This window comes from Agrobacterium sp. DKPNP3, assembly GCF_052686535.1.
In genome coordinates, this window is record NZ_JBQYSN010000065.1 from 1 (window position 1) to 13,031 (window position 13,031).

13 protein-coding genes are annotated in these 13,031 nt (G+C 60.8%); 4 read left to right on the top strand and 9 right to left on the bottom strand.

All coding sequences use genetic code 11. The annotated features are described in order from the left end of the window. On the bottom strand, positions 1–1,756 hold a 1,756-nt coding region (locus tag ACUTJJ_RS17140), incomplete at its 3' end, for a methyl-accepting chemotaxis protein (RefSeq protein WP_445542880.1). Positions 1,757–2,029: 273 nt separating this feature from the next. Between ACUTJJ_RS17140 and ACUTJJ_RS17145 the strand changes: the two genes are divergently transcribed. Together ACUTJJ_RS17145 and ACUTJJ_RS17150 are read left to right on the top strand one after the other, a co-directional pair. After that, positions 2,030–2,782, top strand: coding sequence for a TlyA family RNA methyltransferase (locus ACUTJJ_RS17145; protein WP_063947750.1), 753 nt, complete (start codon positions 2,030–2,032; stop codon positions 2,780–2,782). Next, complete coding sequence (locus ACUTJJ_RS17150) at positions 2,779–4,029, top strand: class I SAM-dependent RNA methyltransferase (RefSeq protein ID WP_445542881.1); 1,251 nt, start codon at positions 2,779–2,781, stop codon at positions 4,027–4,029. The genes ACUTJJ_RS17145 and ACUTJJ_RS17150 overlap by 4 nt, the downstream gene beginning before the upstream one ends. Here the strand turns inward: ACUTJJ_RS17150 and ACUTJJ_RS17155 are convergent, their stop codons facing one another. From ACUTJJ_RS17155 to ACUTJJ_RS17165, 3 genes are all read right to left on the bottom strand, one after another. Beyond that, a complete protein-coding gene (locus tag ACUTJJ_RS17155; RefSeq protein ID WP_445542882.1) occupies positions 4,030–4,344 on the bottom strand; it encodes a hypothetical protein in 315 nt (104 codons plus the stop codon). Positions 4,345–4,533: 189 nt separating this feature from the next. Next, positions 4,534–5,292, bottom strand: a complete 759-nt coding sequence (locus ACUTJJ_RS17160; protein WP_445542883.1) for a crotonase/enoyl-CoA hydratase family protein — start codon at positions 5,290–5,292, stop codon at positions 4,534–4,536. A 10-nt stretch (positions 5,293–5,302) separates the two neighbouring features. Then, entirely contained in the window at positions 5,303–7,087 is a 1,785-nt protein-coding gene (locus tag ACUTJJ_RS17165) for an acyl-CoA dehydrogenase (protein WP_445542884.1), read from the bottom strand. Positions 7,088–7,307: 220 nt separating this feature from the next. Between ACUTJJ_RS17165 and ACUTJJ_RS17170 the strand changes: the two genes are divergently transcribed. After that, entirely contained in the window at positions 7,308–8,303 is a 996-nt protein-coding gene (locus ACUTJJ_RS17170; RefSeq protein ID WP_404494082.1) for a transporter, read from the top strand. Between the two features lie 60 nt (positions 8,304–8,363). On the opposite strand, the gene ACUTJJ_RS17175 is transcribed toward ACUTJJ_RS17170, so the two are convergent. The 5 genes from ACUTJJ_RS17175 to ACUTJJ_RS17195 form a co-directional block, all read right to left on the bottom strand. Beyond that, on the bottom strand, positions 8,364–8,879 hold the full coding sequence (locus tag ACUTJJ_RS17175) for a BA14K family protein (RefSeq protein WP_445542885.1): 516 nt from the start codon (positions 8,877–8,879) through the stop codon (positions 8,364–8,366). 217 nt (positions 8,880–9,096) lie between these two features. Next, the gene (locus ACUTJJ_RS17180; protein ID WP_144575640.1) at positions 9,097–9,558 is read right to left on the bottom strand and encodes a BA14K family protein; all 462 of its coding nucleotides are present in this window, start codon (positions 9,556–9,558) and stop codon (positions 9,097–9,099) included. Between the two features lie 171 nt (positions 9,559–9,729). Beyond that, positions 9,730–10,812 carry a hybrid-cluster NAD(P)-dependent oxidoreductase gene (locus tag ACUTJJ_RS17185; protein WP_063947815.1) on the bottom strand — a complete coding sequence of 361 codons (1,083 nt, stop codon included), beginning with the start codon at positions 10,810–10,812 and terminating at the stop codon, positions 9,730–9,732. Between the two features lie 7 nt (positions 10,813–10,819). Continuing rightward, complete coding sequence (locus ACUTJJ_RS17190) at positions 10,820–12,064, bottom strand: aromatic ring-hydroxylating oxygenase subunit alpha (RefSeq protein WP_445542886.1); 1,245 nt, start codon at positions 12,062–12,064, stop codon at positions 10,820–10,822. Beyond that, positions 12,051–12,290 carry a hypothetical protein gene (locus ACUTJJ_RS17195; protein WP_445542887.1) on the bottom strand — a complete coding sequence of 80 codons (240 nt, stop codon included), beginning with the start codon at positions 12,288–12,290 and terminating at the stop codon, positions 12,051–12,053. The genes ACUTJJ_RS17190 and ACUTJJ_RS17195 overlap by 14 nt, the downstream gene beginning before the upstream one ends. A gap of 108 nt (positions 12,291–12,398) precedes the next feature. On the opposite strand from ACUTJJ_RS17195, the gene ACUTJJ_RS17200 reads away from it, so the two are divergent. Then, positions 12,399–13,007 (top strand): DUF6656 family protein, encoded by a 609-nt coding sequence (locus tag ACUTJJ_RS17200; protein ID WP_296065140.1) that lies wholly within the window; start codon positions 12,399–12,401, stop codon positions 13,005–13,007. Positions 13,008–13,031 lie beyond the last annotated feature (24 nt).

Below are 13,031 nucleotides of genomic sequence, written 5' to 3' on the forward strand. Positions count from 1 at the left end.
TGTTCAGCGCCTGCGCTTCGCGGGCCAGCGAATGGCTGGCAGCGGTCTGCTGTTCCACCATGGCCGCATTCTGCTGCGTGCCCTGATCCATTGTATTGACGGCCGTATTGATCTCCTGAAGGCCCGTCGCCTGTTCGCGTGCGGCAACGACGATTGCGCTCACATGGGCGTTGATCTCTTCGACTTCCGACACGATGAGCTCGAGAGCCTTGCCGGTTTCGTCAACGAGATTGACGCCGTTTTCCACCTGCTGGCTGGAGGCGCCGATCAGTGTCTTGATTTCCTTGGCGGCATTGGCGGAGCGCTGCGCCAGTTCGCGAACTTCCTGCGCAACCACCGCAAAACCCTTGCCGGCATCACCGGCGCGGGCCGCTTCCACACCAGCGTTCAGCGCGAGCAGATTGGTCTGGAAGGCGATGTCATCGATAACGCCGATGATATTGCCGATTTCGCCAGACGATTTTTCGATTTCGCGCATGGCGGCGACGGCCTTGCGAACCACAACGCCGGATTTTTCAGCGCCTGCACGGGCGCGCTGGACCAGATTTCCGGCATCTTCCGCGCCGCGGGCGCTATCACGAACGGTGGTGGTAACTTCTTCGAGCGCCGCGGCGGTCTCTTCGATGGAGGCCGCCTGCTGTTCGGTGCGGCGCGACAAATCGTCGGCGGCGGAGAGCATTTCGGCGGCGCCGGCATTGATGGCGGCGGCGTTTTCACCGACCGTGCGCAGTGCCTGCTGCAACTTTTCGACCGCGCTGTTGAAGTTTACGCGCACCGGATCGATCGCAGGCGCAAATGGTGTTTCGATGCGATAGGAAAGATCGCCATCCGCCAGTGCGGCGAGACCCTTGCCGAGCTCGGCGCTGGCAAAGGCGCTGGCGGCCTCGTCGCGCGCCTTTTCTTCCTCATTGCGGCGGCGTTCCGCCTCGGTTGCGGAGCGCATGCGATCCGTCTCGCCGGCAAGGCGGGCTTTCTCAAGTCCGGCTTCCTTGAAGACCATCACGGCCTTTGCCATCTTGCCGACTTCGTCTCCGCGATCCGTTGCGGGAACTTCCGTGGTGAGATCGCCATCGGCAAGCCGGCTCATGGCCGCCGTCATGCCGACGATCGGCGTCACGATGGAACGCGACAGCGCCCAGATCAGGATCACGGCAAGAAGGCCGGCAACGGCACCGCCGCCCAGAAGCGCATATTCCAGATTGCGCGCGGCAGCCTGCTGTTCGACCGCATAACCGGTGGAGAGGGTGTTCAGCTGTTCCTTGATTTTGGCAGCGGCCGCGCGGAAGCCGTCAAGCTGGCCTTTCGCCTGGTTGCGGCCGATTTCAATGATCTCGGAAATCGGGGCTTCAGTGGTCTTGCGGGCAGCGAGCTGGGGTTCCGCCAGTTCCTTGAAGAAGACGGTTGCGGATTTCTCCATATCGTCGATGGATTTCAGAATTTCGGGCTCGCCGGCGGCCAGAGTGCGTGCCTCGTTGAGCTTCTTGAGCATCAACTCGCGCTGGGCGAAGACATCATTATAGGTGCTGTCACTGCGAAAGAGCAGGAAGCCGCGCTGGTTGACCGCCTGCTCCAGCATCGCGGCGGTGGCGCCATCCACGGCATGCATGATGTTGTTGGTGCGGTTGTTTTCGATCGCGACACGCTCGCTCCCCAGCGTTTGCCAGAACACGACCGCGGACGCGAGCAGACACACGCCCATCAAGGCACAGAAGGTGGCTATGAGCTTCAGGTTAATGGGGAGATTTTTCAGCGACATCGCAAACTCTCTCGGCGACCCGATGCCTTCGAGCAAGAGGCTGCGCGGCAAAGGTCGCAATTTCAGGAATGGGAGAAGATGCCATCATGGCGGGTTCCGAAGGGCCGCACGGGCCTGGCCACACCCTGCAATACAAGCCTTTATATTGGATTAATCTGATATGCGGATTTTGCGGCGCAAAAGCCGCATAGGGCGGTCGCGCAGGCGCTGAAGGCGCCTGGGCGTGATAAATCGCTTGCATCGGCGAAGTTTGGCGGTCATTGACACGGGACCATGTCCAAAACACCTGAAAATGAACGGCTTGACCAGCTTCTCGTCTCGCTCGGCCACTTTGCCAGCCGCTCACGCGCGCGCGACGCGGTGTCGCGCGGCACCGTGAGCGTCAACGGCAAGATCGTTACCAAACCCAGCCAGACTGTCGCCGGAAATGCCGAAATCGCCATCAGCGACCCGGCGCAGGCCTATGTGTCGCGCGCCGCGCTCAAGCTTGTTGCAGCGCTCGATCATTTCGGCCTCGATCCCTCCGGCCGAGACTGTCTCGATGTCGGCGCATCCACGGGCGGCTTTACCGAGGTGCTGCTGGAGCGCGGGGCAGACCATGTCGTCGCCATCGATGTCGGCCACGGGCAAATCCACCCAAGGATCGAAAACAATCCACGTGTCACCAGTCTCGAAGGGTTGAACGCCCGGTTTCTGACGCCCGAGGATATCGATGAAAGAGCGGTCGGCTTCATTGTTTCGGACGTGTCCTTTATTTCGCTGAAGCTTGCTCTTGCCCCGGCACTCGAACTTGCCGAGCCGGGTGCACTCGCCGTCCTGCTGGTCAAGCCGCAATTCGAGGCCGGGCGGGACGCCATCAGCAAGGCCGGGCTTCTGAAAGAACCGGAAACCGCGCCCGCCGTGGCGGCAGAGCTTGAACGCTGGCTTATCGAGGACATGGGGTGGAAAAGCCTCGGCCTCATTCCGTCGCCGATTGCCGGTGGCGATGGCAATGTCGAATTTCTTCTCGGAGGCGAAAAGCCATGAGCACGCAGACCGTTACCATCAAGAGCCTCGGCGCGCAGGGCGATGGCATCGCCCACTGTCCCGAAGGGCCGGTCTACGTGCCCTTCACGCTGCCGGGTGAAACCGTCGCGATCGCGAAGGTAAAGGACCAGGGCGCCGTCATATCGATTACCCAAGCCTCCGCGGACCGGCGCGAGCCTGCCTGCCGCCACTTCGGCCCCGATGGCAAGAACGGCACCTGCGGCGGCTGCTCCCTGCAACATTTCGCAGACCAGCCTTACCATGCCTACAAGCGGGAACTGGTCGTTTCGGCGCTAAAATCGAAGGGCCTGACGCCCGATGTCGGGGATCTCGTCATCTGTCGTCCCGGCGAGCGCCGCCGCGCGGTGTTTGCCGCCCGCAAGACCGAGAAGGGCCTGCTGCTTGGTTTCAGCCAGGCGAACAGCCATCACATCGTCGCCATTGAGGAATGTCCCGTCACATCGCCGGGCATCGTCTCCCGGCTGGATGCTATCAAAGCCATCGGTCTTTCCATGGTTGCGAACGCCGAACCGTTCCGCATCACGGTTCTCGAAACGCTTTCAGGCCTCGATATCGCTGTCGAGGGCATCAAGTCGGTCAGTGACAAGCAGCGCCGGACGCTCACGGAGACGGTTCTTGCAATGCGCGGCATTGCCCGCGTTTCGCTCTCGGGGGAAATCCTGATCGAACCGCAAAAACCGATCATCGAGTTCGGTGGCGTGTCGGTATCGCCGCCCGCCGGCAGCTTCACGCAGGCGACCAAACAGGCCGAAGACGCCATGGCCGAACTCGTGCTTGCCCATGTCGGCAAGTCCAAACGCATTGCCGATCTCTTCTGCGGTTCCGGCACCTTTGCGCTGCGGCTCGCCCGCATCGGCAGAGTGCATGCCGTGGAGGCTGAAGACAAGCCGTTAAAGGCGCTGGATTTCGCCGCCCGCAACACGCAGGGTCTGAAACCCGTCAGCGTCGAGAAGCGCGACCTTTTCCGCCGGCCGCTGATGACAAGCGAACTCAAGAATTACGACGCCGTCGTCTTCGATCCGCCGCGCGCCGGCGCGGAGTTCCAGTGCAAGGAACTGGCGCGCAGCACAGTCAAGAAGATCGTTGCCGTCAGCTGCAATCCGCTGACGCTGGCGCGCGACCTCGCCATCCTCACGGAGGGCGGCTATCGCATCACGCGCGTGACCCCGGTCGACCAGTTTCTGTGGTCGCCGCATGTGGAAGCGGTGGCGACGCTGGAGAAATAATCACCAGGCTGTATCGACCGTGCCGCTGCCGACCACACCGGAGCAGCGGCAGGCGCCGCCAACGCGCCCGCGCTCCAGCGGGCACACATAGGGCCGACGGCGATTGGCGCTATCGGGCGGGGTGATGACGCAGACAAATTGTGCGCGGCGCTGGTGGTCGCGAGTGTTGCGGGAATAGAAATTCGGGCTGTCCTCGTCCGAAGACTGCGCCAGAATGACGTTGTTACTCGCGACCGGCAACGGCGTGATCGCTGCTGCCCCTGCGGCAGCCGCGGCGGAAAAAAACACGGACAGGGCGAAAACGACGTGACGCATGCGAGAAGCCTTCGGATGGAGGTTGCGATCCAGTTTTGCTGGACCGGTTGTACCGACCATACATAATAGGCGTGCGCAAAGACAGCGGCTTCAAACGCTCGACGATGCCGACTGTTTCTTCTCTTCGAGGGAGGAGAAGAAACCTGCGGCGCGCTGCCAGCAAAGAGCGAATTATTGTCTTCCTGTGGCTCAACGACGCATGAAGGCCTCGAAGGCAGCGCGTGCTTCGGCGCTTTGCAGCTGCGCGATGAAATGGCGACCTTCTTCTTCGATGCGTGCCATGATCTCGTCCCGGTTGCCGCGCACGAGATCGCGGGCGATCTTCAGCGCCTGCTGCGGTTTGGCGGCAAGGCGGGTGGCGAGCGCCAGCGTTTCGGTTTCTACATGTTCTGGTCCAACGACTTTCCAGATCAGCCCGGCCTGCAACGCCTGCTCGGCGGAAAGGCCCTCGCCCATCGCAAGCAGGGCGAAGGCGCGCTGGTGTCCGATGAGTTTCGGCACAAGCAGGCTGGAGGCCGCTTCCGGAACGAGCGCGAGATCGACGAAGGGCGTCCTGAACAGGCTGCGGCCGGAGGCGACCGTGAGGTCGCAATGCAGGTTCAGCGTCGTGCCGATGCCGATGGCGAGCCCGTCCACGCCGGAAACCAGCGGCTTTTCGAAGGCAACCAGCGCCTTCAGAAGGTCGAGCGCCGCGAGTTTGCCCTTCCCGCCCGACATAGCGAAGGCGAGGAAATCAGCCATGTCGTTGCCGGCAGAAAAGCAGCCTTCCGTGCCGAGAAAGGCAACGACGCGGATGTCGGGATTGGCATTGGCGGCGTTGAGCGCCTCAGCCATGCGCAGATACATGGCATCGGTAATGGCGTTTTTCTTCTCGGGCCGGTTGAAGCGGATGGTCAGAACCTCGGGCGCATGGCCAACCGGCTCGATAAGAATGTGATCGTCCGACATCTGAAACTCCTTACGCCAAGAGGGAGCGCGCAGCGGCAAGGCTTGCAGCCCCTGAGACTACACGGTCCTTCAGCGCTGCGGTTTCCGCCAGCAGGTTTTCCGCCGCGAAGCGGCATAGCGCGGCACGATGTGCGCCCCTGCCATCGTCGACGGCGGCCAAAGCACCCTTGGCAAGATAGGCACCAGTGAGCGCCAGCCCGAAGAGACGTTGATAGGCCGTCGCGCCCGCAAGTGCGGTTTCGGTTTCGCCCGCCTTCATGCGATCGAGAAGCCAGTCGGTCGTCGTTTCAAGATCGGTCAGGCTGGTCTCGAGATAGCGGGCCGTCGCGCCGAGATCGTCGCGGTTCGAAGCGGCCGTCCGGGCAGCTATCTCGTGCAGTTCGGCGATGAAGCCGCGCACCTGCGCGCCATCGGAGAGCGGCAGCTTGCGCAGCACCAGATCGATGGCCTGAATGCCGTTGGTGCCTTCATAGATCGGCGCGATGCGGGCATCCCGCAGATACCGCGCAGCACCCGTCTCCTCGATGAAGCCCATGCCACCATGCACCTGAATGCCCATGGACGCGACATCGACGCCGGCATCTGTCGAGAAGGACTTCGCAATCGGGGTAAGAAGGGCAGCGCGCTCCTGCCAGTGAGCGCGCTGCCGGGCGTCTTCGCTGGCATGCGCCATGTCAATGGCGTGTGCGCAGCTGAAAGAAATCGCCCGTGATCCCTGTGTCAGTGCCTTCATCGTCAGAAGGGTTCTGGCGATATCGGGATGTTCGATGATCGGGCTCATGCCGGAACCCTGCCAGCCGGGCGCCTTGCCCTGCGTGCGCTCTTTTGCGTATTGGACCGCCTTCTGCGTCGCCGCTTCGCAGATCGCCACGCCCTGCATGCCAACGGCAAGGCGGGCGTTGTTCATCATGGTAAACATACAGGCAAGACCCTTGTTCTCCTCGCCGACCAGCCAGCCGAGCGCGCCTTTTTGATCACCAAATTTGCCGTCTCCGAAAATCATCGTGCAGGTGGGCGAGCCGTGAATGCCAAGCTTGTGTTCCAGCGAGTGGCAGAACAGGTCATTGCGGCCCCCCGGCGCGCCGTTTTCATCGGGCAGAAACTTCGGCACCAGGAAAAGCGAAATGCCGCGCGTGCCCGCCGGTGCATCCGGCAGGCGGGCGAGAACGAGGTGGATGATATTATCGGCCGCGTCGTGTTCGCCCCAGGTGATGAAGATTTTCTGGCCAAAGATACGGTAGGTACCGTCGCTGTTTCTTTCCGCCCGCGTCTTCAACGCGCCAAGGTCCGATCCCGCATGCGGTTCGGTAAGGTTCATGGTGCCTGTCCACTCGCCGGACACGAGTTTCCGCAGATAGGTGCGCTTGAGATCATTGCTGCCGTGGGCGACGAGGGCCTCCACCGCGCCCATTGTCAGCGTCGGCGCCAGCGCAAAGGCCATGGAACCGGAATTCCACATTTCAAGCGCTGCGACGTTGAGCATATGCGGCAGGTTCTGGCCGCCGAATTCTTCCGGCGCGGTCAGGCTGTTCCAGCCCGCTTCTGCCCAACGGCGATAAAGATCGGCCCAACCGTCAGGCGTTGTGACCTTGCCGTCTGCAAGCGTCGCGCCCTGACGGTCACCGATATCCGCAAGCGGTGCAACTTCTCCCGTTGCAAAACGACCGGCTTCCTCAAGAATGGCATCAACGAGATCTTCACTGAGGTCTCCCAGCACACCCTGCGAGAGCGCGTCTTCAAGACCCGCTACATGCTTGAGTGTAAAGGCGATATCATCCACCGGCGCGCTGTACATGCTGCCTCCTCCCGAAGCTCTTGTATCCTGCTACTGACTTCGGGCTAAATGATTTTTACGTAAACGTCAATTTGAAAATTCCCGCGACTTCGAGGGGATTGTTATAAAACTGTCATGTGAATTTGCTCAGCATGCGCAGACAAGCGCCTCGCCGCTGCCGCCCCACGACCGGAACGACGACGCCTCCTCTCTTTCCATTCAGCCGGTCAGGACTGTCACGATGGATCTCATAACACCTGCCATTCCCGGCCTTGTCTGGGCCTATCATTTCCATCCAGGCAACGCCCCGTGCCGGCGGCTGGCGCCCGATGCCGGTTTCGAGGAGATGGCTGGATATGCGGGGTTCTACTGGCTGCATCTCAACCTCGCCGACCAGCGCGTTGCGGGCTTCCTTGAAACCATCGTCGGCCTCGACCCGGCCGCAAGGGCGAGCCTCACCACCCATGAGACACATCCCTCCATCGTCGTGGAGGAGAAATCTCTCTATGGCACGCTGGTCGACTTCCAGCGGGAGTTCGACCAGGAAACGCGCAATTTCGGCTGGCTGCATTTTGCCGTGAGCGATCGCTTCATCATCACCACCCGCCTGCAGCCGCTGCATTCGGTAGACCGGTTGAAGGCAGCAATCGACAAAAACTCCAATCGTTACCTGACACCGTCGCATGTATTTGAAGGTCTCGTCGCCGAATTCCAGCGCTCGCTCATCAATCTGGTGATGGAGACGACCGAGGAGCTGAACGCCATCGAAGATCTTGTTTATGACAGCGAGACCCGAGACGAGCGCCGCCGGCTTGCGCCGCTACGCCGCACGGTGGTTCGCCTGCACCGCCATTTGCGCACCGTGCTGACTTTGATGCGGCGTGCCTCCGCCGCTGACGAGGACGAAATGCCCGCTGGTTTCGAGGACGTCGCCTCCCGCCTGATGGGAAGGCTGGAAGCTGTCGACCACGACGTTTACGCGCTGCAGGACCGGGCACGACTATTGCACGAAGAAATCGATTCCAAACTCTCGTCAGAAACCAATCGACATCTCTATATATTGTCGCTGATGACCGCATTTCTGCTGCCGCCGTCGCTGGTAACAGGCTTTTTCGGGATGAACACGGATGAACTGCCGTTCACGGTCGGCACGGGCGGCACCATGGCGGCCAGTATCTTCATCGTCATTTCAGTGGCGCTGGCATGGTTTGTGTTGAAGCGCGCGCGCATCCTCTGACAGCAAAAAAGCCGCCCGGCGACGACCGAGCGGCTTCTTCAATTCTGGTTCGCCTGTCTATCAGCCGTAAGGCGAATAGCAGGTCTGGCGTGGGCCATGATAGGGCTGGAACGTGTTGCTATAGGCATCGTAGGACCGGTAGCGGCCATAGCACCAGTTGACATGCGCCTGATTGAGACCGCCGCGACGGATCGGGCGATATTCGCGATACACCGGACGCGGACGGTATTCTGGCACCGGGCGATATACCTCGCGCGGCTGCGAAATAGCGCCGCCAATGATGGCGCCCGTTGCAAAGGCTGCAAGCGGGAACCAGTAACCGTCGTGATGACGATAACCCGGTCGGTAATCCCGGTAACCACGATGGCCGCGGTACCAGCCACGTCGATCACCCCAGCCATCACGATCGCGCCAGTATTGGACGTTGACGATATTCTTGCTGGCGTCATTGCCGGTGGTTTCGACTGCCTTCGGTGCCGCCGGCAGCGGCATGGCCGCTTCTGCCGGCACAATCGCCCCTGCAACCACGATTGCAGAAAGACCGACAGCCAGTATATTCCTCACATAGCTTTTCATCTGACTTCCTCCATTCACGACGGTCGACAGGCCGTAAGACGTGAATTTCTGTTGTTCTGTTTTCCGCCTTTGTACGGGCGGCGTCGTATACCTCTACAGCCTAGGGACGTATGGCTGAACCTACGATTAACGGCCCGATCACGCTTCGTTTATCAAAAACCCGGCGTTTGCGGGCGCAGACAAAAGCCCGGTGAAAACCGGGCTTTTGCTTTTGCAATTAGCGGCTGTAGGGCGAGACGCAGACGCGACGCGGACCGCTGTTCGGCTGGTACGTGTTGTCATAGGCGCGGTAAGAGCGCCAGCGGTTCTGACACCACGACACATGGCTGCCGCCATAGGCCGGCCGCGGCTGCTGCATCGCGCCGCCGATAATGGCGCCTGTAGCGAAAGCAGCAAGCGGGAACCAGTAGCCATTGTGGTAACGGTAGCCCGGCCGACGGTCGCGATAGCCGCGGTGGCCATTATAAAAGCCGTCGCGGTGCGGAGGCGGGCGACGCATATGGCGGCCATCCCAATGGCGACGGCGATCCCATTCACGATATTGGACCGGCACGACGTTTTCAGTCGCGACAGCCGGCTTGGTCATCGGAACCGGTACCTGAAACGCCTGCGATGGCGTGAAGCTAGTGAAGAACACGACTATCGCGGTAGCGACGCTCGTTGTCCGGAAATTCAGCATGATCTTCCTCCATTTGCTTTGACGCCTTTGTCAGCGCCTTTCACCGTGCTCTTGTCGGAGATCAGGGAGCCCCCGCCCGAAAAGAATTCGATGACGTGCAAACGAGTTTCGGAAAATTTGGTTCCAGCTAACTATCCGGGCAAAAGAGGATGGAGCGAGACGCCGGTGGCGTCAGGCCTCCACCTTGACGTCGGTTAACGGCCGCGAGCAGCAGGCAAGAATGTAGCCTTCCTCGATTTCCTCATCGAGAATGCCGCCATTATGGTTCATCTCCACTTCGCCGGAGAGCTTCAGCACCCGGCAGGTGCCGCAGATGCCGGATTCGCAGGCAGCACCGATGCGCACGCCAGCGGCGCGCGCCGTCATCAGCACCGTCTGCCCTGGCTGGCAGGCCAGCTCCTTTCCGGAAAGCGTGAAACCCACCATCGACAACGCTTCGCCATCAGCACCGGTGAGAACTGTTTCTCCGACCGACACCGGAGCGGCCGGTGCAAAGCTCTCCTGATGGAACCGGCTCATATCGAAGCCGGAGGCGTCGAGCATCGAGCGGACGGCGGCCATGAACGGTTCCGGCCCGCAACAGAAGACGGTCCTGTCCATGAAATCGGGCGCCAGAAGCGCGATCTTGGCCTTGTCGACCATGCCTTTCAGGCCGGACCAGAGGTCGGTGCGGCCACATTTTTCGACAATGAAGCCGAGCGACAGGTTCGGCATGAAGCGGGCGAGATATTCCAGCTCATGCCGGAAGACGATATCGCCGGGGGTACGCGAACAGTTGATGAAGGCGATGTCGCTCTGTGGGGCGCGGTCGCTCATATCGCGCACCATCGACATCATCGGCGTGACGCCGGAACCGGCCGAGATGAAGAGATATTTGTCGCCGGGGTGCTTAACGTAGGAGAAGTCGCCAAGCGGTCCGAGCGCCCGGATTTTCATGCCGGGCTTCAGATTGTCGAACATCCAGCGCGTGCCAATGCTGGTGGCCTGCGCCTTGACCGTGACCGAGAGCGCATAGGGCCGCGACGGGCTGGAAGACAGGGTGTAGGTGCGGTAAAGCGGCTCCGCACCCACGGGCAATTCCAGTGTGACGAACTGGCCCGGCAGATAACGGAACCAGTTCTGATCCTCGGAGCGGAACAGAAACGTCATAACGTCGGGTGTTTCCGGCGTCACTGAAATGCATTCCAGCAGCTGGAGCTTGTCGCTCCACGGCTTCATCTCGTCTATGTGCTTGTACGTCACAACCATATTCATCTTCACATTACGCTACAGCCGAGAGCCGGGCCTTGTCGCCGGACAGCCGGTCGACCATGAAATCGGCATACCAGTTGACGAACTGCATCACACCGCCTTCGTCTTCCATGGAATATGGTCCGGGCTCGTAGGCAGGCGAGCGAATGCCGAAGGCGTTTTCCTCGACGATGCGGCGGTCCTGGTCGTTGGTCTCGTTCCAGACGTGGGTCAGGTCTTCGAGATCGTAATCCACGCCTTCAACGGCATCCTTGTGCACCAGCCATTTGGTGGTGACCATGGTTTCCGTGGCGCTGAGCGGCAGCACGCGGAAGGAAATGGTATGATCGCCGAGGAAGTGGTTCCACGTCGTCGGGTAATGGAACAGCAGCAGAGCCCCGATGTGGCTTATGCTGACATCGTCAGACAGCGGCCGACGCACGGCACGCTTGCCGGACATGGTGTAGCTTTCGGCCTCACCGATCAGCGGCATCCGTGCAACGCGGAACTGGCCCTTGGGGTCGATCTTGAAACGGCTCGGCAGGCCGGCGGCCTCGCAGCGAGCCCAGTGACCACCGATTTCGGGGTCGCTGGCGCCGCCATCCGTTCCCGTCACGCTGGGGTTTTCAGGATAGGTGCGGCAGAGTTCCGGGTGGTTTGCAGCGCAATGGTAGCACTCGCGGTTGTTTTCCCAGACGAGCTTCCAGTTGCCCTTTTCGATGATGGTGCTCTCATGGGCGACCTTCGCCTCCCAGATGCGGTGCGGCGCCATGTAGCTTTCGACTTCCTTGCGCATCGGCTCGAAATCCGCCGGCTGATCGGCAAGGCAGATGAAGACGTAACCGGCAACTGTCTCGCAGGCGACCGGCTTCAGGCCGAAATCGCCCTTGTCGAATTCCTCGCCCATGTGCCGCGCGAAGAGGAGCTTGCCGTCGAGATCGTAGGTCCACTGGTGGTAAGGACAGACCAGACGGGCCGACTGACCCTTCTGCGTGGTGCAGACACGGGACCCGCGATGGCGGCAGGAATTGTGAAAAGCGCGGATCCGGCCATCGCGACCACGAACGATCACGACGGAATAGGCGCCGACCTGCACGGTGAAATAGCTGCCGGACTTCTGCACTTCGCAATCATGGCCGACGAACAGCCAGTCGCGATACCAGATCGTCTCCATATCGAGCTTGAAGTAATCCGGGTCCGTGTAGAAGGGCTGTTCCAGGCTGAAGCCTTCGCGGCGGTTTTTCAGCTGGCGCAATACGGTATCACGCAATTCCATGGCCAAATCCTCGATCAAACCGCTTTGCCCGGCACCATTTGCGGGGTTGCGGAAGCATGTCCTCATCTAAACACCGGCGGTCATTTGCGGCAGCACAAACAGCGACATTACCTTCCGCATTGGCGACAAATTGCGACATGCGCAATTCCCCCGTCTGAAGCCTGTTCCACCGGGAAATCCGGCGGCTATTCAATGCCGCAGATAACGTCGCAATATGACGCATCATGTCGCGCTCGTTGCCGTTCACCCGACAGAAAACGGGAGGCGGCGCGCAACGGAGTATTAACGCGCCCTAAACTATCTTGTCGCATCGACAGCAACGGGGACGCTTCCGGTGGAGAAGGCGACACGCATACGCTATTTCGATGCGAGCAGGCATTCGATCACACCCATTCGATCGAAAACGGCGCATTCAGACTTTCTGCGCACCGGCCGTATAAGCCGTTACGAGGAACGCTGGCTGCCGCGCGAACGCGTCTATTACAGCCACGAGGAAGTGGCTGCGCTGACCGGTCGCAAGCTCGAGGCGGCGGCCGATGCCACGCATAGCCGCCTCAACGCCTTTCACGACTCCATCCGTTTCCCCAAAATGGTCTTCCACCATCTTTTGAACGACCGTCCGCATCTTGGCTATTGTCACGTCACGGCGGCGAAGACCAGTTTCGATGCGGAGCGCCATGTCCTCTGGTCCTTCTATTTTGCGAATTTCTTTGCCGAATTGAGCGGCAACGACAACTTCTTCGAAAACATCGATGCGCGGTATTCCCGCATGTATTTCGCCGTTGCGATCAACGCACTTCCGGACCGGCCTGTGGCGGTCGATACATCCTTCCATCGCGGCGGCCTGCTGTTCCAGACCCACGACCCGCGGGTAGCGCTGAAAAACGTGCTGATGCTCGGGGCGCGGTCCGAAGAGATGCGCAAGATCATCAGGGCGATATAAGGCAGGATTGCGCTTTCCATTCCG